Raw genomic sequence first — 23,825 nt, forward strand, 5'->3', positions numbered from 1 at the left:
GTGTGGGAGAGGGGTAGGGGCGATCGAAGATCGCGCGAGGGTGACACGCGTCAGGATCACGTACTGAGCGTCACGCTGCCAGCACGACGTTCAGTGCTTGAATAAGAACCGTAGCACCCTCACGCGCGATCTTCGATCGCCCGGCCCCTCTCCCACACGGGAGAGGGGAGGCGCGCGACTTCCACATGGAAGCGCGCCCAAACCGAGATGTTTGAACACGTTAGCCGCCCGCGGGGAGAGGGGACGAGGCGCCCCTCCGCTTCCCCCGACAGCCCTGCGATTGCGGGAGATCAATGACGCGGGCCGCCGCCCGCCCCAAGACGGCTCCTGCCCGCACCCGGGCGGCTGGACAGGCGGCGATGGCCTTGAGCGAACCTGCGACGACGGCACGGTCCACGGCTCCGCGTGAAGGCCGCAAGGCGAAGTTCGGCACCGCCGCGATCCGGCCGGCGGTGCCGGCGGTCACCGGCGATCTCTACGAAGCGCGCCGGAAGATCCACCCGCAGGCGGTGCGGGGCCGGTTCCGCACCGCGAAATGGATCATCCTGGCGGTGGCGCTCGGGGTCTACTACCTCGTGCCGTTCCTGCGATTCGACCGCGGCCCGGGGGCACCGTCGCAGGCGGTGCTGATCGACCTCGACCGCGGCCGCCTCTATGTCTTCTTCATCGAGCTGTGGCCGCAGGAGGTCACCTACGTGATGGGCCTGCTGATCCTGGCGGCCCTGATCCTTTTCCTGATGAACGCCGTCGCCGGCCGGATCTGGTGCGGCTATCTCTGCCCGCAGACGGTCTGGACCGATCTCTTTCTCGCGGTCGAGCGCCTGGTCGAGGGCGACCGCCGGGCGCGGCTCAAGCTCGACGCGGCGCCCTGGTCGGTCGAGAAGATCGCCCTGCGCACCCTCAAGCACGCGATCTGGCTCCTGATCGCCTGGTGGACCGGCGGTGCCTGGGTGCTCTACTTCGCCGACGCGCCGACCCTGGTGCGCCAGCTCGCGACCTTCCAGGCCCCGCCGGTCGCGGGCTTCGCCATCCTGACGCTGACCGCCACGACCTATCTGCTCGCCGGCCACCTGCGCGAGCAGGTCTGCACCTACATGTGCCCGTGGCCGCGCATCCAGGGCGCCCTCACCGACGCCCACTCCCTCAACATCCTCTACCGGGTCGAGCGCGGCGAGCCCCGCGCCTCGGTCAAGACGGCGGCCGCCCTGCGCGCCGCGGGTCGGCCGGCCGGCGATTGCGTGGATTGCTACGCCTGCGTCACCGCCTGCCCGGCGGGGATCGACATCCGCGACGGGCTCCAGCTCGCCTGCATCCAGTGCGGCCTGTGCGCCGATGCCTGCGACGCCGTGATGGCGAGGCTCGGGCGGCCGACCGGCCTCATCGCCTACGACACCGAGGCGAATGGCCGGCGCCGGGCCGCGGGCCTGCCGCCGGTTCAGCGAATCCTGCGCCCGCGCACGGTCGCGTACGGCCTCCTGGTGGTGGGAATCGGCGGCTTCATGCTCGCGAGCCTCGCGACCCGGAGCTTCACCGGCATCAGCGTCCTGCACGACCGCAACCCGCTCTTCGTCGTCCTGTCGGAGGGCGGGGTGCGCAACGGCTACGCCGTAAGGGTCATCAACAAGCGCCCGGTCGAGCGGCGCTTCGTCCTCGGCCTCGAGGGGCTGCCGGGCGCCCGTCTCGAGGTGGTGGGCGCCGCCGACGACCTCGTCGTGCCGGCCGACACGACGCGGGAATACCGCGTCCTCGTCTTCGCCCCGCCCGGCCGCGCCGGCTCGGCGCCGCTCGCCTTCCGCGTCACCGATCCGGCCAGCGGCGAGACCGCCCTGGCGCAGGACCACTTCAAGGCACCCTAGGACCATGCAGGCCCGCCTCTTCGCCCCGTTCCGCCTCACCGGGCGGCACGTCCTCCTCGCCTTGATCGGCTTCTTCGGCACCATCGCGGCGGCCGACGCCCTCCTGGTCACCTCGGCCTTTCGCACCTTCACGGGGCTCGAGGCGGCCTCGCCCTACCATGCCGGGCAAGTCTACACCGCCGAGCGCGCCCGGGCCCGGGCCCAGACCGCCCGGGGATGGCACCTCGACGGCACGATCGCGCGCGACGGCGCCGGCATCGGCCTGACCGTCTCCCTGCGCGGGCCCGACGGCGCGCCGCTCGCCGGCAAGGACCTGCGCGCCCGGCTGGAGCGGCCGACCGATGCCCGCCTCGACCGGGCCCTGGCCCTCGCGGCGACCGACCCCGGCACCTATGCGGGCAACCTCGATACGCTGCCGGCCGGCCAGTGGCGGCTCGTCCTCGAGGTGACGGGACCGAGCGGGATCGAGCTTCGGCGCGAGCGCCGCGTCACCATCGAGTAGGGGCGGATTTCGATGTGCTGCACCGATGCGGCGCTCGCCTATGTCGAGGCCCATGCCGCCTGGAGCGAGGCGAACACCCGGCCCTCCCGGGAGCGCAACTACGACGCCTTCGTCACCCGCACCCGGGCGGGCGCGGCCCGGGCCGACTTCGCCGTCGAGGGCGTGCGCTGCGCCTCTTGCCTCGCGGCCATCGAGCGCGGCCTCTCCGAGGTGCCGGGCGTAGCCGTGGCGCGGTTGAACCTCACCGAGCGGCGCCTCGCGGTCGAGTGGGCACCCGAGGCCGAGCCCGATGTGGGACTGATCCGGGCGCGGCTCGCCGCCCTCGGCTACGCCGCCCATCCCTTCGACCCGCACCGGCCGGCCGATGCCGAGGCGGCGGAGAGCGAGCGGCTGATCCGCGCCCTGGCGGTGGCGGGCTTCGCCTCGATGAACGTGATGCTGCTGGCGATCTCGGTCTGGGCCGGCAGCGTCTCCGACATGACGCCCGAGAACCGCGACCTCTTCCACTGGATCCAAGCGCTCGTCGCCCTGCCGGCGGCCGCCTATGCGGGCCGGCCGTTCTACGAAGGGGCGCTCCGCGGTCTGCGGGCCGGACGGATCACCATGGACTTCCCCATCACCCTCGGGGTGGTGCTGACCCTCGTGATGTCGGTGGTCGAGACGGCTCTGGGGGCGACCCACGCCTATTTCGACGGGGCGATCATGCTGCTGTTCTTCCTGCTGATCGGGCGGGTGCTCGAACAGGCGATGCGGCGGCGGACCCGGACGCTGGCCGAGAATCTCGCGGCGTTGCGCTGCGAGACCGCGGCGCGGATCGAGCCCGACGGGTCGGTGCGCGACGTCCCGCTCGCCGAGGTCGCGCCCGGCGCCCGCGTGCTGGTGCGCCCGGGCGAGCGGGTGCCGATGGACGGCCGGATCGAGCGCGGGCGCTCGGACCTCGACCGCAGCCTCGTCACCGGCGAGACCGCACCGGTGCCGGTGGAGGAGGGGGCCCTCGTCCAGGCCGGCGCCCTCAACGGCGACGGCGCGCTCGTCGTCGCGGTCACGGCGGCGGCCGGGGCGGGCTTCCTCGACGAGGTCGAGGCGCTGATGCGCCGTGCCCTCGAAACCCGCTCGCGGGCGCTGGTGCTCGCCGACCGGGCCACCCGCCTCTACGTGCCGCTGGTCCATGCGGCCGCCGCGCTGACCTTCGCCGGCTGGCTCGTCGCCGGGGCCGGTCCGCACGCCGCGCTCCTCACCGCCGTCGCGGTGCTCGTCGTCACCTGTCCCTGCGCGCTCGGCCTCGCGATCCCCGCCGTCCAGGTCGTCGCCGCCGGCGCGCTGTTTCGCGACGGCGTGCTTCTCAACGACGGCTCCGCCCTGGAGCGAATGGGCGAGATCGACACCGTGGTGTTCGACAAGACCGGCACGCTGACCCTGCCGGAGCCGGTCCTGGCCGCCGAGGCCGGTGACGCCGCGGCGCTGGCCCGGGCCGCCCGCCTCGCCCTGTCGAGCCGCCACCCGATGGCCGCCGCCCTGGCGCGGCAGGCCGCGGAGGGCGCCGAGCCCTATCCGGGGGCGCAGGAAGCGGCAGGCCTCGGCGTCCGGGCGACCGTCGACGGCGTGGAGCTGCGCCTCGGCTCCCCAACCTTCTGCGGCGCCGAGGCGCAGGCCGAAGCGGCCCTCGCCGCCGCGCCGGAGGCCTCGGTCATCTGCTTTCGCGCCGGGGCCGGGGAGCCGGTCGCCTACCCGGTCGCCCAAGCGCTTCGCCCGGACGCGGCGGCGGTCATGGCCGCGCTGCGGGCGGAGGGACGACGGATCGCGATCCTGTCGGGGGACCGGCCGAGCGCGGTCGCGGCGGTCGCCGCGCGGCTCGGCGTGAGCGAGTGGGAGGCCGGTCTCACCCCGCAGGACAAGATTATTCGCATCGAGGCCCTCGGCCGCGCCGGTCGGCGGGTGCTGATGGTCGGCGACGGCCTCAACGACGCACCGGCGCTCGCCGCCGCCCACGCCTCGCTCTCGCCGGTCACCGCCGCGCATGTGAGCCAGGCCGCTGCCGACGCGCTCTTCCTCGGCCGCAGCCTCGCGCCGGTGCTCTCGGTGATCGCGGTCGGCGCCCGGGCCCGGCGGCTGATGCGGCAGAACCTGTGGCTCGCGGGCGCCTACAACCTCGTCGCGGTGCCGCTCGCCGCCGCGGGGCTCCTCACGCCGCTGATCGCCGCGTTGGCGATGTCGGGCTCCTCGGTCGTCGTCACGCTCAACGCGCTGCGCGCCCGCGCCCGTCCGCGGCCCACGCCGTCTCCCCCACCGGAGGGGACCGCCGAGGTGCCGGCGGATCCGGCCATCGCCACCCCCTGACCGCCTCCGGACCCTGCCATGGCCGTGCTTCTCCTCGTCATCCCGATCGCCCTCGGCCTCGGCGGCCTGGGCCTCGGCGCCTTCCTGTGGGCGCTGCGCTCCGGCCAGTACGACGACGTCGAGGGGGCCGAGCTGCGGGCCCTGTCGGACGACTGAGCGCCGGCCCTGGTCCTCCCTTGCCCACCAGCGGAAAACAGCCCATGACCGATGCGACCGCCCTCTCGGAGACGATCCGGCCCGACACGACCGTCGCCGCCTTCCTGGCCGACCGGCCCCTGCGCGGGGTGAGCGGCAGCTTCACGGTGGCGAGCGCGTGCCACCGCATGCGGGATGACGGTATCGGCGCCCTGGTGGTGGTCGAGGCGCACCGCCTCGTCGGCATCGTCACCGAGCGGGACGTGGCGGTGCGGGTGATCGCCGGCCACCGCGACCCGCACCTGACCCTGGTGCGCGAGGTGATGACCCGCGATCCCCGGACCATCGCCGCCGAGGCGAGCCTCGCGGACGCGCACGCGCTGACGCGCGTGGGCGGATTCCGCCACCTGCCGGTCATGCGCGGCGGCGAGGTGGTCGGGATGATCTCGCTGCGCGACATCCCGCCCGGGACGGCGCAGGCCCCCGGCGCGCCGGCCGGAGCCCCGACGGACCCCGCTTGAGCAAGATCAAGGCGGCCCGCGCCGGGCCGGACCACGATACGGCAAGACAGGGTCCAAGGCCGCCATGCCCGCTCCCACGGGACCGGTCCTCGTCGTCGACGACGACGAGGCCGTCCGACGCTCGCTCAAATTCGCCCTCGAGCTCGAAGGGCTCGACGTGCGCCTCTACGAGGATGCCGGCCAGCTGCTCGGCGAGGCGGGGCTTCCCCGGTCGGGGTGCCTCGTCGTGGATTATCACATGCCGGGCATGGACGGGGTCGAGTTGGTCGGGCACCTGCGCGCCCGGCGCGTGAGCCTGCCCGCCATCCTGGTCACCGGGCGCCTCACCGAAGATCTGCGCCACCGCGCCGCGCGGGCCGGCTTCCGGCAGGTGGTGGAAAAGCCCTTCGAGGACGGATCGCTGCTCTCCGGCATCCACGATGCGCTGTCCGCCTCGGCGTGAAGACGCACCGGGCACCCCCGCGTCGGCCAGCGGCTGACGATACTGCGCGGTCCACCCGGGTCTCGATCCCGGTCACCGCCGCCAAGATGGGGAGCGGCTCATGCTCCGGAGCGTCACCGGGATCGGGTCGTGTCGAACAGGCGTGACGGACCGCGCCTCGCGATCGGGCCGTGTGGCAGGCGGTCCGCCTGTTTCAAGGGAGCGGACCGACGCTCAGTGGCGGGAGCCGCCGGACGTCATGCCGCGACGCTTCTGGCCCCTCGGCCGGGACGGATGCTTGCCGTTGCCCATGTTGCGGACGGGGGTCACCAGGGAGTTGCCGTCGATCGTTGCGCTCGTGCCGGTCTGCCCGGCGCTCGGGGCGGGCAGCGGCGCCGCGGAGGCCGGGATCGACATCAGGACGGCACCGAGAATTCCGGCGCATGCCGTAACGGTCAGTCTGGAGACGGTCATGGGCTCTGTCTTCCTCACGGGCTCGTGATGCTTCCTGCCGGACAACGACGATCCGATCGCCGCGTTCCCCGCGCGGGCGTGGCCTGTTCCGACGGGTTCCCGACGCGCAGGTTCGTCGGGCCGGGTGAGGCCCGCCGCCGGGACCGCCGCATGCCGCCGCTCGAAAAGACCGGTCTGTGCCGAAGCGTGCTTCGTACGCAGATCGCGGGAGCGGACGCTGCGGCGCAGCGCGACGGTGAAGGCCCCGAGACCGTCCTGCATGGCCCGTCGCCCCCATGCTAAGCCAGGCGGACAGGCAGTGCCGCGTGGTGACAGTCGTCGATGAAAGCCATTGCATCGGTTCCGAACCGCGTCGTCAGCGCGATCCGACGGTCGTTCCGGCAGTTCCTGGCTCTGCCGCTCGCTACGGTGATCGGTTTCGTCGGCCTCAGCGCCCTGGTCTATCTGGCGGACGGGTCGTGGTCCGGCGACCGGGCGCCCCACGGCTTTGCCTGGCTCGGGGCCCTGATGGGGGATCGCGCGGCCCTGGGCAGCCTGCTCGCGACCGTGGCATCGAGCATCGTCACGGTCACCTCGATCACCTTCTCGCTCCTGCTTCTCGCCGTGCAGCAGGGCGCGGGCGCCCTGACGGCGCAGGTCACCGACCAGTTCATGGCGCGGCGGACCAACCAGCTCTATTTCGGCTACTTCGTCGGCCTGTCGGTCTTCGTGCTGACGACGCTCGTGACCAATACCGACTACCACCGCCCGGTCTTCGCGGCGGCGCTCAGTCTGTTGCTCACCGCCCTGGCGCTGTGCCTGATCATCGTGATGATCTACAACACGATCGACCAGATGCGGCCGGAACAGATCATCCAGTTCATCCACGACAAGGTGCTCGAAGCGCGCGGCACGGATCTCGACGTGCTGGCGGCGACCCGCAGGACGACGCGCCGCGACTGGGCCGACCGCGCCCTCGTCCGCTCCCGGGAGAGCGGCTACGTCGTCGGGCTCGACCTCGCTCGGGTCGAGACGGCCCTGGAGCGGCACGGCGACGTCGAGGTCGAGGTCCTCATCGCCCTCGGGACGTATCGCGCCGTCGGCGACCCGGTGTTCCGGCTCCGGTGCGGCCCCGGCGTCGTCCTGGACGCGGAGGCGCAGGAGCGCATCGCCGAGGAGACGCTCGCCGCCTTCGCGTATGACGACGGGCGCGATCTCCAGACGAGCACCGCCTACGGCCTGCACCAGCTCGCGACCATCGCCTGGACGTCCGTCTCGACCTCGAAATCGAACCCCAATCCGGGCCTCACGGTGATCCAGGCGCTGCGGGACATCATCGCGCAGTGGAGCCGCGGCGAGATCGAGATCCGGGGCGATGACGGCGCCCGCATCGTCTACGGCGACGCCGCTCCCGTCATCGCGACCGACGCCCTCGAGGCCGTGATCGTCGTCGCCTCCGAATCGATCCAGTCCCAGACCCTGACCGAGGCCGTCGCCACGCTCGCCATCCTGCTGCGCCACGTCGAGGCGCCGACGGCCGGGAGACTGGCGGATGTCGCCCACCGGGCGCTGTCGAGCCTGGGCGAGCACGTCCTGACGCGGCAGCTCGAAGCCGCCCTGCACGACCTGGCCTCGGCCTTGGAGGAACGCGGCTTCGGGAGCGTGGCGGAGGAGGTCGCCAGGGCATCCGCCGCGCTTGCGGGCAGCCTGGGCAAGCTGAACTCGCGCTCGACCCGGGTGCCCGGGACGACGTCGTAGGGCAGCCCCCGCCATTCGGTGGAAGCCCGCATCGGACCGACGCCGCACGCTTGCGTCCGAGACCCTGTTTGACCGATCGACATACTCTATCCTACCAGCAACCTCATCCTGAGGTGTTAGTCGATTGGAAATCGACTAACCTCGAAGGAGGGATCCAGAAGTCTCCGAGATCACTCGATCCCTCCTTCGAGGCTCGGCGATCTTCGATCGCCTCGCACCTCAGGATGCGGTGAAAGGGTATGATAACCCAAGACCGCTGCTGGTATTTGCCAGTCATAATCAAGCAGGCTCTCCAAGTTTTTGCCGTTACTTCGCGACGGAGGCGCTGCCTTGGCGATGACTTCGAACGTCCGCAATCCCCGTGTCGGCGAGCTGGCCCGGCGCCGCAAGACCGGGACCACCGAGGCCGTGATCGGGACCTTGGCGAAGCCAGGCCCCCCCGGTCCATCACCGATACGGACGCGTTCGGGCCTAAGGGGAATCCCTTACGCGTCGAACCGGAATGTCGCCGCCGCCCTCGATCGCCTAGCCATGGACCTCGTCAAGACCGCCCGAACGATCGCCCGACGAGGCATCCGATGCAGCTCGCTCTCGCCACCGCCGGCCTCGGCCCCGCGCTGAACGCCGGGCCCGTCCACGCCCATCTCCGTCCGGAGGAGCCGGGGGCGCGCCGCCGCGTCGAGGCCGACGAGGAGATCTACGCCGAGGGCGACCGCCCGCTCCACTTCTACAAGGTGGTGTCGGGCGCGGTGCGGACCTACCGCCTTCTCAGCGACGGGCGCCGGCAGATCGACGGCTTCCACCTCCCGGGCGACATCTTCGGCCTCGAGGCCGGCGACGAGCGCAGGACCGGGGCCGAGGCGGTGGTCGACACGGTGCTCACGGCCCACCGCCGGAGCGACCGGGCCGCGCTGACGGGCGATGCCGGGGCGCTGGCGTGCGAGGTGGTGGCGGCGATGCTGCGGGCGCTGGCCCGGGCGCAGGATCACATGCTGCTGCTCGGCCGCAAGACCGCCAGGGAGCGGGTGGCGAGCTTCCTCCTCGGCCTCGCCGAGCGGGCGGGGGCCGACGGCGTCCTGGCGCTGCCGATGTCGCGGGCCGACATCGCCGACCACCTGGGTCTCACGGTCGAGAGCGTCTCGCGCACCTTCACCCAGCTGGAGCGCGACGGGCTCATCGCCCTGCCGGCCCACCGGCGCGCGGTCGAGCTGCGCGACCGGGCGGCCCTGCGGCGCCTCGACGGCTGAGGGCGCCGGGGGCGGACGCCGCGCCCGGTTTTTGCTATCCCGGCGATCCGATCCCGCGTCGCGCCCTTCGGCCCGCATGACGAAGCCCGATTCCACCGCGATCCCGCCCCCCGACGCCGCGCCCAACGCCGAGGAGCTCCGCCAGACGCTCGAGGAGGTCGGCATCTGCTTCTGGTCGCTCGACGTGCCGACCGGGCGGATCTCGGTCTCGGCGAGCGGGGCGCGGCTGTTCGGCGTCCCGCCCGATCGGCTCACCACCTTCGAGGCGACGCAGGCCCTGGTCCACCCGGACGACCGCGAGGCGCGGGCGGCGGCGATCCGGCGCGCGCTCGACCGCGGCGGCAGCTACGAGGTCGATTACCGGGTGGTGCGCCCCGACGGCCGGAGCGACTGGCTGCGCTCGCGCGGGACCATCGAGATCGACCCGCAGGGCGGGCCGGTGCGCCATCGCGGCGTGGTGTTCAGCATCCATGCCCAGCGCCAGGCCGAGACCGAGCTGCGCGCCCGCGAGGCGCATCTGCGCTCGATCCTCGAGACGGTGCCGGACGCGATGATCGTCATCGACGAGGAGGCCCGCATCCAATCCTTCAGCGCGACGGCGGTGCGCCAGTTCGGCTACGCGCCGGAGGACGTGGTGGGGCAGAACGTCAGCCTCCTGATGCCCGAGCCCTATCGCAGCCGGCACGATTCCTACATGGCCCGCTATCTCGCCACCGGCGAGCGGCGCATCATCGGCATCGGCCGCGTCGTCGTCGGCCGGCGCAAGGACGGCTCGACCTTTCCGATGGAGCTCGCGGTCGGCGAGATGCGTTCGTCGGGGGCGCGCTACTTCACGGGCTTCATCCGCGACCTCACCGAGCGCCAGCGCACCGAGACCCGGCTGCAGGAGCTGCAATCCGAGCTCGTCCACATGTCGCGCTTCACCGCGCTCGGCGAGATGGCCTCGACGCTGGCCCACGAGATCAACCAGCCACTCACCGCCATCGCCAGCTACCTGAAGGGCTGCCGCCGCCTGCTCCAGCGGATGGAGGGGCCCGAGGTGCCGATGCTCGCCGACGCGGTCGGCCAGGCCGCCGACCAGGCGCTGCGGGCCGGCCAGATCATCCGCCACCTGCGCGAGTTCGTCGCCCGCGGCGAGGGGGAGCGCCACATCGAGGGGCTGCCCAAGCTCGTCGAGGAGGCGAGCGCGCTCGCCCTCGTGGGCGCCAAGGAGCGGGGCGTCCACGTCACCTTCGCGCTCGACCCGCAGGCGCCGCTGGTGCTGGCCGACCGCATCCAGGTGCAGCAGGTCCTGCTCAACCTGATCCGCAACGCCATCGAGGCGATGCAGGACGCCTCCCGGCGCGAGCTGCGCGTCACCAGCCGGGCCTTGCCCGGAGAAGGTCTCGTCGAGATCGGCGTCGCCGATACCGGGCCGGGCCTCGCGCCGGAGGTGCTGGAGCGGCTGTTTCAGCCCTTCGTCACCACCAAGGCGCACGGGATGGGGGTCGGGCTCTCGATCTGCCGTACCATCGTGGAGGCGCATGGCGGCAAGATCCTGGCCGAGTCGCGCCCCGGGCAGGGGACCTGCTTCCGCTTCACGCTGCGGGCGGTCGACAGAGGGGAGCTGGACGATGTCGGGTGAGGTGCCGGTCGACGTGGTCGACGACGATCTCGCGGTTCGTCAGTCCCTCGCCTTCCTGTTCGCCTCCGACGGGATCCCGGTGCGCCTGCACGACTCCGCCACGGCCTTTCTCGCCGCCCCCCCGCAGGCCGCGGGCTGCATCGTCACCGATGTGCGCATGCCGGGCCTCGACGGGATCGAGCTGCTGCGCCGCCTGAAGGCGCAGGGCGACGGGCGCCCGGTGATCGTGATGACCGGCCACGCCGACGTGCCGCTCGCCGTCGCGGCGATGCGCGAGGGCGCGTTCGACTTCATCGAGAAGCCGTTCGACGACGAGGTCCTGCTCGCCGCCGTGCGCGCCGCCCTCGACAGCGGGCGCCGGGCCGCCGAGCGCCACGCCGCCGTCGCCGAGACCGGCCGGCGCATCGCCGCACTCTCGGAGCGCGAGCGCCAGGTGCTCGACGAGCTGATGGCCGGCAGCCCCAACAAGGTCATCGCCCAGGCGCTCGGCATCAGCCCGCGCACGGTCGAGATCTACCGCGCCAACGTCATGGCGAAGATGCAGGCCGGCAGCCTCGCCGAGCTGGTCCGGATGGCGCTGATGGTCCGGCCGGGCGGGTAGGAAGCCCGCCCGGCCCGCGCGTGCGACGGCGCTTCACCGCCCCCGGGCGGCGTCGGCCTCCTCGTTCCAGTCGAGGGCGGCGTAGGTGTCCCTCAGCGCGCGCTTGAGGAGCTTGCCGGCGGTGTTGCGGGGCAGGTCGTCCTGGAACAGGATGCGCTTGGGGACCTTGAACGGCGCCAGGCCGGCCCGGCAATGGGCGACCAGCTCCTCGGCGTCGACGGCGGCGCCCGGGCGGCGCACCACCACGGCGGTCACGGCCTCGATCCATTTCGGGTGGGGCAGGGCGATCACGGCGACCTCCGACACGCCGGGATGGGTGAACAGCACCTCCTCGACCTCGCGGCTCGCCACGATGGTGCCGCCGGTCTTGATCACGTCCTTCACCCGGTCGACCACCGTGATGTAGCCGGCCTCGTCCATGATCCCGACATCGCCGGAATGGAACCAGCCGCCGCGGAACGCCTCGCGGGTCTCCTCTGGCTTGTCCCAGTAGCCGGCCATCAGCTGGGGCGAGCGGTGGACGATCTCGCCCCGCTCGCCGGGGGCGACGTCCCGCATCGCGTCGTCGACGATCCGGGTCTCGACGTTGAAGACCGGCCGGCCGCAGGAGGCCGGGCGCGCGTCGTGCTCCTCGGGACGCAGGACGGTGGCGAGCGGCGCGATCTCGCTCTGGCCGTAGCAATTGTAGGGCTGCGCCCCCGGCAGCCGCGCCCGCAGCTCCTCCAGGACCGGCACCGGCATGATCGAGGCGCCGTAATAGACGTGGCGCAGGCTCGTCAGGTCCCGCGTCGCGAAGTCGGGCGAGCGCAGGAGGCTGATCCACACCGTCGGGGGGGCGAAGAACGAGGTCAGGCGGTGCGCCTCGATCAGCTGCAGGCAGGTCTGCGGCGCGGGCGCCTCGATCAGCACCGTCTCGGCCCCGGCCAGCAGCTGGGGCATGGTGAAGGCGTGCATCTGCGCCGTGTGGTAGAGCGGCAGCGCGGCGAGCGCCCGGTCGTGCGGCCCGAAATCGAGGGCGAGGATGCAGCTCTGGTACTCCGCCAGCAGCCCCCGGCTCGTCATCATGGCGCCCTTCGGCGCCGCCGTGGTGCCGGAGGTGTAGAGGAGCTGCACCACGTCGTCCTCGGCGAGCGGCACCTCGACCGGCTCGGCGGGACCGCCGTCGCCCGCAAGGTGCAGCACGTCGAGGCCGGTCCCGCCGAACAGGGTGCCGAACCAGGGCGCGGCGGAGGCGCCCAGCGCCTCCCGGGCATTCCCCTCGAGGGCCGGATCGACGATCAGGCAAGCGGCGCCGGATTGCTCGACGACGTAGCGCAGCTCGCGCCCGGTAAGCGCGTAGTTGACCGGAACGTGGATGATCCCGGCCCGGGCGCAGGCGAGCCAGAGGATCAGGTAGGCGTCCGAGTTGCGCCCGAGCGCGCCGAGCCGGTCGCCGCGCGACAGCCCCGCCGCCAGGAGCCCGGCGGCGACCCGGTCGGCGGCGCGGTCGAGGGCCGTGAAGCTCCAGCGTCGATCGGCGAAGGACAGGGCGTTGCGGTCCCGGTAGCGCCGCGCCGCGCGGCGCAGGGCGTCCGAGATCGTGTCGCGCCGGGCGCGGTCGGCCTCCTGCATGTCCTCGTGTGCCATGGCGCGGCGTCCCTCCGGTTTTCGGTGTTTGTCGTTCCTTGTCGCAAGGTCGTGCCGCCAAGTCACGCCGGTGCGGGCGCCACGCGGGCGGCGACGTCGAGCCGGTGCGTCGCGGCATCCCCCGAACGCACGAAAACCGCCGCGGCCCGGCGGGGCGGCGGCGGTTCGGGACGCGTCGGGGCTGCGGCTTACTTCAGCCAGCCGTCCACGGTGGCGCGGTTCGCCGCGATCCACTTGGCGGCGGTCTCGGCGGGCTTGGCGCCCTTCTCCTCGTTCTCGGCCATCACGGCCTCCTCGTCCTTGATGCCGAGCTTGAACTTCTGGAGGATGCCGTAGACCTCCGGCATGTCCTCCTTCAGGCCCTTGCGGGCCAGGGTGTTGACGCTCTCCTCGCCGCCGAAGACCTGTTTGGGGTCGGCGAGGTACTTCAGCTGGTAGCGGGCGAACATCCAGTGCGGCGTCCAGGCGGTGACGACGATGTCCTGCTTGCGGCGGATCGCGTCCTTGAGCGCGCTCGTCATCGTGGCGTCGCTGCCGTCGAGGAGCTTGACCGGCAGGCCATAGGCCTTGATCGCCGCCTCCGAGGTCTTCATCACGCCCGCGCCGGGATCGATGCCGATCACCTTGCCGTCGACCTCGGCGGCCTTGGTCTTCAGGTCCTCGATCGAGTTCAGCGGCGAGGTGGCGGGCACCGCCCAGCCGATCTTGGCGCCGGTCACGTTCGGGCCGATCAGCTCGAGCCGGTTCTTCAGCTTCTCGTAATAGGCGCCCTGGGTCACCGGCAGCCAGGCGGCGACGCTGGCGTCGGCATCCCCGGTCGCCACGGCCTGCCACATCGCGGCGGCGGCCAGCGGGATCGCCTTTACCTCGTAGCCCTTCTCCTCCAGGGCGAGCTTGAGGATGTTGGTGGCGACCACCGCGTCGGCCCACTCGACATAGGCGAGGCGGACCTGCTTGCCGGCGGCCTCGGCGGGCGTCTGGGCGAGCGCGAGGCAGAGGACGACGCCGAAGGTGGATGCGCGCATCGAGGGACCTTTCTGGACGAGCAGTGGCGAGGGGGCTTGACCAAGGGGGCCTGGGTGAAAGGTCAGGCGGTGCCGTGCGGGCGGGCGCGGGCGGCGAGCGCCTGGGTCGCCCGGTCGAGGATCACCGCCAGGATGACGATGCCGATGCCGGCCTCGAACCCGGCGCCGGCCTCCAGGCGCTGGATCGACTGCCACACCACCCGGCCGAGGCCGCCGGCCCCGATCATCGCGGCGATCACCACCATCGAGAGCGCCAGCATCATGGTCTGGTTGACGCCCGCCATGATGGTCGGCAGCGCCAGCGGCAGCTGGACCTTGAAGAGCTTCTGGGCCGACGACCCGCCGAAGGCGTCCGAGGCCTCGACGAGCTCGGCCGGCACGTTGCGGATGCCGAGCGCCGTCAGCCGGATCACCGGCGGCACCGAGAACACGATGGTGGCAAAGCAGGCCGAGACCGCCCCGAGGCCGAAGAACGGCAGGGCCGGGATCAGGTAGACGAAGCTCGGCAGCGTCTGCATCATGTCGAGGACCGGCGAGAAGATCCGCCAGGCCCGCCGGCTCAGCGCGAACCAGATCCCGACCGGGATACCGATGACGAGAGCCGCCGCGGTCGCCAGGATGACCAGCACCAGGGTCTCGACCGTCGCCTGCCACAGCCGCAGGTTCCACAGGAACAGGAGGCCGAACAGGGTCAGGAGCCCGACCCGCCGGCCGCCGATCTTCCAGGTGGCGAGCGCCGCGACCGCGATCACGATCCAGGGCGGCACGGCCACGAGGGCCGAGGTCAGCGCGTCGATCCAGTCGGCGACGTGGCGGCTGACCGCCCGGGTCAGCCAGCTGCCATGGTCGGTGAGCCAATCGAGGCCCTCGTCGCTGAGCGTGTCGAGGGGGAATTTGGGGATTGTCCAGTCCATCGCTCAGCTCCTGCCGGCTCGGAGGAAATCGCGGCTTCGTGGCCGCCGGGGACGGATCCGCCGGCGCCCGGGCGGGCCGAGAGGGCCAGCACGACGTCCCGGCTCGTGAGGCTGCCGACGAGGCGCCCCTCGGTGTCGACCACCGCGAGCACGCCCTCGGCGGCGACCCGGCCGAGGAGCCCGGCAAGGCCGGCTCCGGCCTCGACGGTACCGGGATCCCGGTCGAGGAGGCTCGCCAGCGTCTCGTCGGGGCGGGCGGCGGCGAGGCGGACGGCCGGCAGGCGGCCGGCGAAGCGGTCGTCGGGCCCGGCGACCAGCCAGGCCTCGCCGCCACGCCCGGCCAGTACCGCCCGCGCCTCGGCGGCCGTCTGGGTGGGGGAGAGGACCGGGGCGGTCCCGTCGGCCACCTGTCCGGCGCGCAGGACCGCGACCCGGTCGATATGCGCGACGAAGCGGGCGACGTACTCGGTGGCGGGCGCCGCCACGATCTCCTCGGGCCGCCCGGCCTGGACCACCTCGCCGTCCTTCATCAGCACGATGCGGCCGCCGAGCGCGATCGCCTCGTCGAGATCGTGCGAGACGAACACGATGGTCTTCTTCAGGGTCTTCTGCAATTCGCGCAGCTCGGCCTGCATGTCGCGGCGGATCAGCGGGTCGAGGGCGCTGAACGCCTCGTCCATCAGCAGGATCTCGGCATCCGCCGCGAGGGCCCGGGCGAGGCCGGCCCGCTGCTGCATGCCGCCCGAGAGCTCGTTCGGATACTTCGCTTCCCAACCCTTGAGACCGACGAGCTCGATCGCCCGCATCGCGCGTTCGCGCGCCTGCGCGGCCGGGACCTTCTTGATCTCGAGGCCGAAGCCGACATTCCCCAGGATGGTACGGTTCGGCAGCAGCGCGAAATGCTGGAAGACCATGCCGAACATTTTCTGGCGGAAGGCCAGCAGGTCGCGGCGGCTCAGCGCCGTCACGTCGGTGCCGTCGACGACGATGCGCCCGCAGCTCGGCTCGACGAGACGGTTCATGCAGCGCAGCAGGGTCGACTTACCCGAGCCCGAGAGGCCCATCAGGACCAGGATCTCGCCTTCCGGCACCTCGACGGCGACGTCGCGCAGGCCGACCACCGCCCCGCAGAGCGCGGCGATCTCGGCCTTGCTCTTGCCCTGGGCCATCAGGTCCATCGCCCGGGCGGGGTCGTGACCGAAGATCTTGCCGATGCCCTGCAGAGTGATGCGGCCCATCTGCTCACGACTCCCCGGGAGTGACGCAATCCCCGATCGATCACCCGGCACCGCCGGCGACGCGGTGCCTTCGATCTGGGATGATGAAAAGCTAGTGGGGCCGCACGGGAGGGCTTGTCGCGCGGCGACGCTTTCTACCGGAAAAACGACCCTTGTGGAACGCGACAACCTCATCATGCTTGTGCAGCGCAATATTGGCATCGTCGACGGCACGGGTGATACTGTCTTGTGCAGATGCTGACTGCCCTTTCGGCACATCGGCCGATATGACCTTGCGTCATTTCCGCGGGCCCTTCCTTCCTCGTCGATCCGTGACCTCGATCCGGCATGTGTCGGGGCGGTCCGCCGAGCAACCGTCCCGAACCCGCCTGCGGCGCATCTGCGACGGTCCAGAGATGCGTATTCTACACCAATGCTCATGTGCCGAAATAATTACTCGCACAAACACTTGTAATTTGATTATTTATATATCCAACAATCGTTAAATTTTTTCTTTTACGCTCGCAATCAGTCGATACGATCTGCAGAGATCATATGAAAATTGATAAAAAATCTAGAAAGGCGTGTCTCGGCTACAATCATGACGGACGATCGAAAATATGTTTCCCAGAACACAACCTTGACACCGGCCGCAACTCGGTATGATTTTGCATCACGGATCAATTTTGACCGACCCGGAAACCGGCCGCTTCCGTCGTCTTGTCGTCGAGCGGTGAGATCTTGTGCCGATGCGGGCAAGACCACGAGCCGGGACGTCGAGAATCCCGGGGGAGCCATGCCCGAACGTCCCGTCTACGAGGTCGGCCTGGTGCTGGCCGGTGCCATCTCGGCCGGTTGCTACTCGGCCGGCGTGATGGACTTCCTGATCGAGGCGCTGGACGGCTACTACGCCGCCCGCGACGCGCCCGGCTGGGACGGCCCGACCCACGACGTGCGCGTGCCCGTGCTGGCGGGCGCCTCGGCGGGCGGCATGACCGCCGGCATGGCGGCGTTGCACATGTTCCGCCGCCTCGACCACGTCCAGCCGGCGGCTCCGCCGCCGCCCGAGCCGCAGAACCGGCTCTACGCGAGCTGGGTCCGCGACATCGCGATCGAGCGCCTGCTCGAGACCGGGGACCTCGACGGCACGACCGGGCTCCGGTCGGTCCTGTGCAGCGCCGTCCTCGACGACATCCTGGGCCGCGCCTTCGCGATCGACGGACCGCCCGTCCGCCGGCCCTGGATCGGCCGGGGCGGGCGCGACGCCTTGCGGGTGATGCTGACGCTGACGAACCTGCGCGGGGTCCCGTACTCGTTCGGCCTCGTCGGGGCGGGGGCGAACCGGGCCTTCGGCATGACGAACCACGCCGACGTCGCCTCGTTCGAGCTGGGCAGCGGCCGGGCCCCGACCGGCGATCCCTGGCTCGACGTGACGCGGACGGACGACCCGGCCTGGGACTTCTTCAAGGTCGCGGCGCTCGCGACCGGGGCCTTCCCGGTCGGGCTCGCGCCCCGCCACGTCAGCCGGCCGGGCGCCGAGCTCCTGACCTGGGGCACGGTGGGCCGCGTAGACGCCGACGGCCGTTTCGTCGTCATCCCGCCGGATGACCGCTACGACGTCAAGGGCACCGCCCGGTACTGGGCCGTGGACGGCGGCACGATCGACAACGAGCCGCTCGAACAGGCGCGGCGCTACCTCACCAACGGGTATCCGGACGAGCCGGCCGGCGACAAGGCCCGACGCTCGGTCGTGCTGATCGCGCCGTTCCCCAACTACCAGGCCCTGGCGGCCGATCCCGTCACCGGCACCCTCGCGACGGCGCTGCCGGGCCTGTTCTCGGCGCTGATCAACCAGGCGCGGTTCAAGCCCGACGAGCTCGCCCGGGCGCATGACGGCTCGGACTTCTCCCGCTTCATCGTCTCGCCGGTGCGCCAGCGGGCGGACGGCAAGCCGGTGATGTTCCCGATCGCCAGCGGCGCGCTCGGGGGGTTCAGCGGCTTCCTGCACGAGAGTTTCCGCCGCCACGACTACCTCCTCGGGCGCCGCAACGCCCAGGCCTTCCTGCGCTGGAACTTCGTGCTGCCGGCGACGAACGACCTGTTCAAGGGCCCGACCATCGCCGAGCACTGGAAGGTGCGCGACGCCAGCGCGGCGACCGGCTCCGTCGCCCCCGGCGGCGAGAGCGGGTTCAGGGTCCGGACGCTCCGGCTCGACGGCGGCCCGCCGGAGGGCGTGGCGCTCTATCCGATCATCCCGCTGACGCCGGAGCTACAGAAGCCGATCGAGATCGGAAAGGCGGACCGGGCCCGTCCCGAGGACGTCCGGCAGGATCTCCTGCGCGGCGACCTGAAGCGGCGCATCGAGAAGGTGGTCTCGACCCTCGTCGACATCGACTTCCGCAAGGAAACCGACGATATGGGCGTGATCCTCGGCTATCTGGCGCGCAAGGGAGCCAAGACGTTCGGCGTCGGCGTCGCCTCGCGCAAGGTCGACGCGATCGTCGCGAGGACGATCACGGCGTTGAAAGCCGATTTTCCGGCGCACGACACCGACGCACCCTGACGTTCAAACGACCAGGTGCAGCAGACGGGCCGGGCGCGATCGCGACCCGCCCCGACGATCGTCCATTCGAGCGGAGACTACGAACGTGGGAACGGGGCGCCTCGCCAAGATCATCGTCGGCCTCGTCGCCGTCGTGCTGATCGTCGTCGGCATCGGCTTCAAGATCTACCGCGACAAGCTGTACGTCGCGCTGCCCGACTATCCACCCGTCAAGGCGGCGCGCTGGCTCGGCCAGGCCTGGTCGAACGACGAGCAGGACTGGTACCACCACGCCGACCAGGGCACGCAGACCCTCAACATCCCCTACGAGTGGTTCATCGCCCTCGAGCAGCCGCGCCTGACGCTGGTCGGCGATGTCGGCCGGCTCGCCGATCCCGCCTATCTCGACCGCTACGGCTTCATCCCGGGCGCGACGCGCGGCGGCGAGATCCAGCTGCCGATCGGCTTTGCCCGGGGCGGCGACAAGGCCAGGGACCAGGGCACCATGCTGCTGCCCGACGGCCAGCCCTGGCTCAACCCGCGCACGGGAAAGCCGACCCACAAGATCGGCTTCACCTGCGCGGCCTGCCATACCGGGCGGCTGACCTATCGCGAGACGGCGCTCCTCGTCGATGGCGGGCCGGCGCTCACCGATCTCGGCAAGTTCCGGCAGGGTCTCGGCCTCTCGGTCCTGTTCACCAAATACGTGCCCGGCCGCTTCGACCGGTTCGCCATGAACGTGCTCGGCGAGGATGCGAGCGAGGCCGACAAGGCCGCCCTGCGCGCCCAGCTCGACGCGCTGTGGGACCGGCTCGACGCGGTGCGCAAGCTCGACAAGAAGGTCTCGTCGGCGACGGTCGACGAGGGCTACGGCCGGCTCGACGCCCTCAACCGCATCGGCAACACGGTCTTCGCCCTCGACCTCGACGACGCGTCCCGCGAGGCGAACTACGCCGCCACCACCGCGCCGGTGAACTTCCCTCACGTCTGGAACACGTCCTGGTTCGACTGGGTGCAATACAACGCCTCCATCGAGCAGCCGATGGTGCGCAATGCCGGCGAGGCCCTCGGCGTCTCGGCTCCCGTCAACCTGACCGATCCGGGGAAGGGGCTGTTCGCCTCGCAGGTGCATGTCGAGAACATCGCCCGCATCGAGAAGCAGATCGCCGGCGAGCAGCCGGACGCGCAGGCCGGTTTCACGGGCCTGCGCGCCCCGCGCTGGCCGAGCCTGTTCGCCGAGGTCGACGCGGCGAACGCGATCGACCCCGACCGCGCCCGCAGGGGCGCCGGGCTCTACGGCGAGCTGTGCCAGGGCTGCCACCAGGCCCCGATCGGCAGCACGGCGTTCTGGGATTCCAAGGCGTGGCTGCCGCCGAACGCGTCCGGCCAGCGCTACCTCGTGGTCAAGACGCTGCCGATCGGCACGATCGGGACCGACCCGGCCCAGGCCGAGGACATGATCGCCCGGACGGTCGCCCTGCCGGCCCCGCTGGTGCAGGCGCTCAAGGACCGGCGCGAGGACGGGCCCGGCGACGTCGCGCTCGGCGAGCCCGACAAGGACGGCCGCTACGCGTTCGGCCCCGCCCTCGGCGTGACGGTGAAGCGCACGGTCGACCGCTGGTACGACGGCCAGACCCCGCCGACCCCAACGCCCGACCGCGACAGGCTGAACGGATACCGCCCGAACGGCATCCAGGCGCCGGCCGCCTACAAGGCCCGCCCCCTCGACGGGGTGTGGGCGACGCCGCCCTTCCTGCATAACGGCTCGGTCCCGAACGTCTTCGCCCTGCTGTCGCCGGTGGCGGAGCGCCCCAAGAGCTTCACTCTCGGCCGGCGGGAATTCGACCCGGTCTGCCTCGGCTATCAGCTCACCGCGGTCGCGGCCTCGCGCAAGGACCCGCGCGCGTGCCTGAACGCCGAGGCCGGCGCCGAGGCCAACCGGCTCGGCGGCCTGTTCACCCTCGACACCGCGCAGCGCGGCAACCTCAACACCGGCCACGAATTCGCGGACGGCAAGGGGAAGGGCATCATCGGGCGGGCGCTCTCGGTCGACGAGCGCATGGCCTTGATCGAGTTCCTCAAGACCGACTGCATCAACGGCGTCGACCCCGACCCCGCCCGGGCCGCCGCCTCGACGACGCGCTGCGAGGCCCTCGCCTCCGCCGCGCCGCGGTGAGGCGCGAGCCCGGCCCAGGGACGCGGATCAGCCCTGGCCGGCGCAGGCGAGGTTCAGGAACTCGCGGAATGCCCGGGCGGCGGGGGTGAGCTCGGCCGTCGCCCGCCAGGCGAGGCCGACATCCATGGTCGGGACGTCGTCGGCGAGCTCGCGCCGCTCCAGGCGCTGGCCCTCCAGCGACCAGGGCCGGTAGACGAGGTCGGAGAGGATCGTCACCCCCATCCCGGCCGCCACCATGCTGCGCACCGATTCGACCGAGGAGGTCTTGAAGATCACCTCCGGGCGGTGCGGGCTGCGGGCCCAGTAGCGCCCGGCGGTGTCGCCGGCCTCGTCGACGGTGAGCAGGATGTAGGGGTTGCGGGCGACCTCGGCGAGGCCGACCCGCTCCTCGCGCAGGAGCGGGTGCTCGGCGGGCAGCCACAGCCGGCGCCGCGACCGGATCAGGGTCTCGCAGGCCAGCGCCTCGCGGGCCTCCAGGTTCGAGACCAGCATGACGGCGATGTCGAGGGCGCCGTCGAGGAGCGCCTGCTCGATCGCGTCCCGCGGCGCCTCGTGCAGGCTCAAGGTCACGCCCGGGAAGCTCGAGGCGAAGCGGGCGTGGTGGCGCGGCAGGAAGTAGCCCGCCACCGTGTAGGTCACCCCGACCCGGACCGTGCCGGCGACCGCCGCGCCCGCCGCCCGCGGCTCGCGCACGGCCTCCGCCACCGCCGCCATGATGTTGCGGCCATGCAGCAGGAACCGGCTGCCCTCCCGCGTCAGCGCGACCCCGGCCGGGTGGCGCTCGAACAGGCGCACGCCGAGCAGCGCCTCGAGCTGCTGCACCGCCGCCGTGACGGCCGATTGCGACACGTTCAGCTCGACGGCGGCTTGCGAGATGCGGCCGGATTCCGCCGCCGCGATGAAGTAGCGGATCTGCTTGAGCGAGATCGACATGCCCTGGCCCCCCGTCGGCCCAGGGGTATCGGATTTCTCGAATGCCGCCACGCAGATTTCCGATTTTACAATGGACGGGGCGGCTGCAACTCTCCGGACGCGTTCCGGTCGGAGGCACCCCCGATGGTCTCGATCAACTGCGACATGGGCGAGAGCTTCGGCATCTGGCGGCTGGGCGACGACGCGGCCCTGATGCCGCACATCCACGTCGCCAACGTCGCCTGCGGCTTCCACGCCTCCGACTTCAACCACATGCGGGCGACGGTGCGGCTGGCGCGCGCCCACGGCGTCGCGGTCGGGGCCCACCCGTCCCTGCCCGACCGGCAGGGCTTCGGCCGGCGCGAGATGAAGATCGGCCGCGAGGAACTGGCGAACTGCCTGATCTACCAGATCGGCGCGCTCAAGGGCTTCCTCGACGCGGAAGGGCTAGCCCTCAACCACATCAAGCCGCACGGCGCGCTCTACGGCATGGCGGCGCGGGACCCCGAGATCGCCGGGGCCGTCTGCGACGCCGCCGACATCTACCGGGTGCCGATCCTCGGCCTGCGCGGGACCGAGCACGAGCGCGTCTACGGGGCCCGCGGCCACGCCCTGGTGGCGGAGTTCTACGCCGACCTCGACTACGCCGACGACGGCGGCCTGATCATCACCCGCGAGCACCCGCCGGTCGATCCCGAGGCCGGCACCGCCCGGGCCCTGCGGGCGATCCGCGAGGGCGTGGTGGCGGCGCATGGCGGGCGCGACGTGCCGGCCGGCCGCGACAGCATCTGCATCCATTCCGACACGCCGGGGGCGGCGGACCTCGCCCGCACCCTTCGCCGGGCCCTCGACCGGGATCCACGCCGGGACGGGCGCGACGACGCGGCCTAAGCAGACTTGCGTTGGCAGGCCCACGCTTCGCCCGCTTAGGTTATTGTTTTGTCGCAGATTTTTGGCGCCGAACCGATATCCACTTCGGCGAAATCTGCTTAGAGCATTTTCCGACGAAGTGGATGCCGGTTCGTCGAAGAAAATGCGGTCAAACAAAGACTTAGGGAGCTTCGCGATTGCAACGCGATCGTGAAGCGCTCTAGACCGCGCCGGCCCGGCGACACCGCCCGGGGCGGGCAGGACCGATCCCCGGGATCGCCCCCGGCAAGGCCCCGAGACGACTCCGACACGACCACGAGGACGACCATGGCCCTCAAGACCATCCAGGCCCCGATTCCCGGCACCTTCTACCGAGCGGCCAATCCGGGCGACCCGCCCTTCAAGGCCGAGAACGACGCGGTCGCCGTCGGCGACACGATCGGGCTCATCGAGGTGATGAAGACCTTCACGCCGGTGATCGCCGAGGAGGCCGGCACGCTGCGGGCGTTCCACGTCGGGAACGAGGACGCCGTCATGGCCGGCCAGCCGCTCTACGACATCGAGGCGTGAGCGGCATGGCGCTCCGCCGGATCTTCGTCGCCAACCGGGGCGAGATCGCCCTGCGGATCGGGCGCGCCGCCCGCGAGCTCGGGATCGAGACCGTGCAGGCGGTGAGCGCCGCCGACCGGGAGATGCTGCCCGCCCGGCTCGCCGACGCGGTGGTCGAGGTCGGGCCTGCCCATGCCGGCAAGTCCTACCTCGACAAGGCGGCGATGCTGCGGGCCGCGATCGAGAGCGGCTGCGACGCGGTCCATCCCGGCTACGGCTTCCTCGCCGAGAACGCCGATTTCGCCGCCATGGTCGAGGCGGCCGGCCTCACCTTCATCGGGCCTTCGCCGGAGACGATCCGGCAGATGGGCGACAAGGCGACCGCCCGGGCGATCGCCGCGAAGGCCGGGGTGCCGACGGTGCCGGGCAGCGAGGGCCGGGTCGAGGGGCTGGACGAGGCGAGGGCGGCGGCCTCCGCGATCGGCTTTCCCGTGATGATCAAGGCGGCGGCCGGCGGCGGCGGGCGCGGCATCCGGGTG

The 23,825-nt window shown here is 71.7% G+C and carries 21 protein-coding genes; 15 read left to right on the forward strand and 6 right to left on the reverse strand.

Going from position 1 to position 23,825, the window contains the following annotated elements:
- Positions 1-293 precede the first annotated feature (293 nt).
- The 6 genes from ccoG to QR78_RS14450 all read left to right on the forward strand — a co-directional run bounded on the left by ccoG (position 294) and on the right by QR78_RS14450 (position 5,793).
- Positions 294-1,856 carry a cytochrome c oxidase accessory protein CcoG gene (gene ccoG / locus QR78_RS14425; RefSeq protein ID WP_244278480.1) on the forward strand — a complete coding sequence of 521 codons (1,563 nt, stop codon included), beginning with the start codon at positions 294-296 and terminating at the stop codon, positions 1,854-1,856.
- 4 nt (positions 1,857-1,860) lie between these two features.
- Positions 1,861-2,358, forward strand: a complete 498-nt coding sequence (locus tag QR78_RS14430) for a FixH family protein (RefSeq protein ID WP_048428232.1) — start codon at positions 1,861-1,863, stop codon at positions 2,356-2,358.
- A gap of 12 nt (positions 2,359-2,370) precedes the next feature.
- Positions 2,371-4,695, forward strand: a complete 2,325-nt coding sequence (locus tag QR78_RS14435; protein WP_048428233.1) for a heavy metal translocating P-type ATPase — start codon at positions 2,371-2,373, stop codon at positions 4,693-4,695.
- Between the two features lie 18 nt (positions 4,696-4,713).
- On the forward strand, positions 4,714-4,851 hold the full coding sequence (ccoS, locus tag QR78_RS14440) for a cbb3-type cytochrome oxidase assembly protein CcoS (RefSeq protein ID WP_048428234.1): 138 nt from the start codon (positions 4,714-4,716) through the stop codon (positions 4,849-4,851).
- 44 nt (positions 4,852-4,895) lie between these two features.
- Complete coding sequence (locus tag QR78_RS14445; protein ID WP_048428235.1) at positions 4,896-5,351, forward strand: CBS domain-containing protein; 456 nt, start codon at positions 4,896-4,898, stop codon at positions 5,349-5,351.
- Between the two features lie 64 nt (positions 5,352-5,415).
- The gene (locus tag QR78_RS14450) at positions 5,416-5,793 is read left to right on the forward strand and encodes a response regulator transcription factor (RefSeq protein WP_048428236.1); all 378 of its coding nucleotides are present in this window, start codon (positions 5,416-5,418) and stop codon (positions 5,791-5,793) included.
- A 213-nt stretch (positions 5,794-6,006) separates the two neighbouring features.
- Here the strand turns inward: QR78_RS14450 and QR78_RS34125 are convergent, their stop codons facing one another.
- Positions 6,007-6,507, reverse strand: a complete 501-nt coding sequence (locus QR78_RS34125) for a hypothetical protein (RefSeq protein WP_125901137.1) — start codon at positions 6,505-6,507, stop codon at positions 6,007-6,009.
- A gap of 60 nt (positions 6,508-6,567) precedes the next feature.
- On the opposite strand from QR78_RS34125, the gene QR78_RS14460 reads away from it, so the two are divergent.
- The 4 genes from QR78_RS14460 (at position 6,568) to fixJ (ending at position 11,455) form a co-directional block, all read left to right on the forward strand.
- On the forward strand, positions 6,568-7,983 hold the full coding sequence (locus QR78_RS14460; protein WP_048428238.1) for a DUF2254 family protein: 1,416 nt from the start codon (positions 6,568-6,570) through the stop codon (positions 7,981-7,983).
- A 578-nt stretch (positions 7,984-8,561) separates the two neighbouring features.
- Positions 8,562-9,230, forward strand: a complete 669-nt coding sequence (locus QR78_RS14465) for a helix-turn-helix domain-containing protein (RefSeq protein ID WP_053220927.1) — start codon at positions 8,562-8,564, stop codon at positions 9,228-9,230.
- Positions 9,231-9,306: 76 nt separating this feature from the next.
- Positions 9,307-10,854 carry a PAS domain-containing sensor histidine kinase gene (locus tag QR78_RS14470; RefSeq protein ID WP_048428239.1) on the forward strand — a complete coding sequence of 516 codons (1,548 nt, stop codon included), beginning with the start codon at positions 9,307-9,309 and terminating at the stop codon, positions 10,852-10,854.
- Complete coding sequence (gene fixJ, locus QR78_RS14475) at positions 10,844-11,455, forward strand: response regulator FixJ (RefSeq protein ID WP_048428240.1); 612 nt, start codon at positions 10,844-10,846, stop codon at positions 11,453-11,455. Before QR78_RS14470 ends, fixJ begins: the two co-directional genes overlap by 11 nt.
- A 33-nt stretch (positions 11,456-11,488) precedes the next feature.
- Here fixJ and QR78_RS14480 read toward each other — a convergent pair whose 3' ends face one another.
- The 4 genes from QR78_RS14480 to QR78_RS14495 all read right to left on the reverse strand — a co-directional run bounded on the left by QR78_RS14480 (position 11,489) and on the right by QR78_RS14495 (position 16,258).
- The gene (locus QR78_RS14480; RefSeq protein WP_202972702.1) at positions 11,489-13,081 is read right to left on the reverse strand and encodes a fatty acyl-CoA synthetase; all 1,593 of its coding nucleotides are present in this window, start codon (positions 13,079-13,081) and stop codon (positions 11,489-11,491) included.
- Positions 13,082-13,269: 188 nt separating this feature from the next.
- A complete protein-coding gene (locus QR78_RS14485; RefSeq protein ID WP_048428241.1) occupies positions 13,270-14,106 on the reverse strand; it encodes a glycine betaine ABC transporter substrate-binding protein in 837 nt (278 codons plus the stop codon).
- Between the two features lie 62 nt (positions 14,107-14,168).
- A complete protein-coding gene (locus tag QR78_RS14490) occupies positions 14,169-15,020 on the reverse strand; it encodes an ABC transporter permease (protein ID WP_048428242.1) in 852 nt (283 codons plus the stop codon).
- Positions 14,936-16,258, reverse strand: a complete 1,323-nt coding sequence (locus QR78_RS14495) for a quaternary amine ABC transporter ATP-binding protein (protein ID WP_048428243.1) — start codon at positions 16,256-16,258, stop codon at positions 14,936-14,938. Before QR78_RS14495 ends, QR78_RS14490 begins: the two co-directional genes overlap by 85 nt.
- Before the next feature lie 775 nt (positions 16,259-17,033).
- Here QR78_RS14495 and QR78_RS14500 point away from each other — a divergent pair.
- Both QR78_RS14500 and QR78_RS14505 read left to right on the forward strand, forming a co-directional pair.
- Entirely contained in the window at positions 17,034-18,800 is a 1,767-nt protein-coding gene (locus QR78_RS14500; protein ID WP_053220928.1) for a patatin-like phospholipase family protein, read from the forward strand.
- Positions 18,801-18,885: 85 nt separating this feature from the next.
- Positions 18,886-20,955, forward strand: a complete 2,070-nt coding sequence (locus QR78_RS14505) for a di-heme-cytochrome C peroxidase (RefSeq protein ID WP_179945836.1) — start codon at positions 18,886-18,888, stop codon at positions 20,953-20,955.
- A gap of 27 nt (positions 20,956-20,982) precedes the next feature.
- Here the strand turns inward: QR78_RS14505 and QR78_RS14510 are convergent, their stop codons facing one another.
- A complete protein-coding gene (locus tag QR78_RS14510) occupies positions 20,983-21,888 on the reverse strand; it encodes a LysR family transcriptional regulator (RefSeq protein ID WP_048428244.1) in 906 nt (301 codons plus the stop codon).
- 123 nt (positions 21,889-22,011) lie between these two features.
- Between QR78_RS14510 and pxpA the strand changes: the two genes are divergently transcribed.
- The 3 genes from pxpA to QR78_RS14525 form a co-directional block, all read left to right on the forward strand.
- Positions 22,012-22,758, forward strand: coding sequence for a 5-oxoprolinase subunit PxpA (gene pxpA, locus QR78_RS14515; RefSeq protein ID WP_048428245.1), 747 nt, complete (start codon positions 22,012-22,014; stop codon positions 22,756-22,758).
- A gap of 306 nt (positions 22,759-23,064) precedes the next feature.
- On the forward strand, positions 23,065-23,307 hold the full coding sequence (locus QR78_RS14520) for an acetyl-CoA carboxylase (protein WP_048428246.1): 243 nt from the start codon (positions 23,065-23,067) through the stop codon (positions 23,305-23,307).
- Positions 23,308-23,312: 5 nt separating this feature from the next.
- The coding region (locus QR78_RS14525) for a biotin carboxylase N-terminal domain-containing protein (RefSeq protein ID WP_048428247.1) at positions 23,313-23,825 on the forward strand (513 nt) is incomplete at its 3' end.

Source organism: Methylobacterium indicum (assembly GCF_001043895.1).
GTDB lineage: Bacteria > Pseudomonadota > Alphaproteobacteria > Rhizobiales > Beijerinckiaceae > Methylobacterium > Methylobacterium indicum.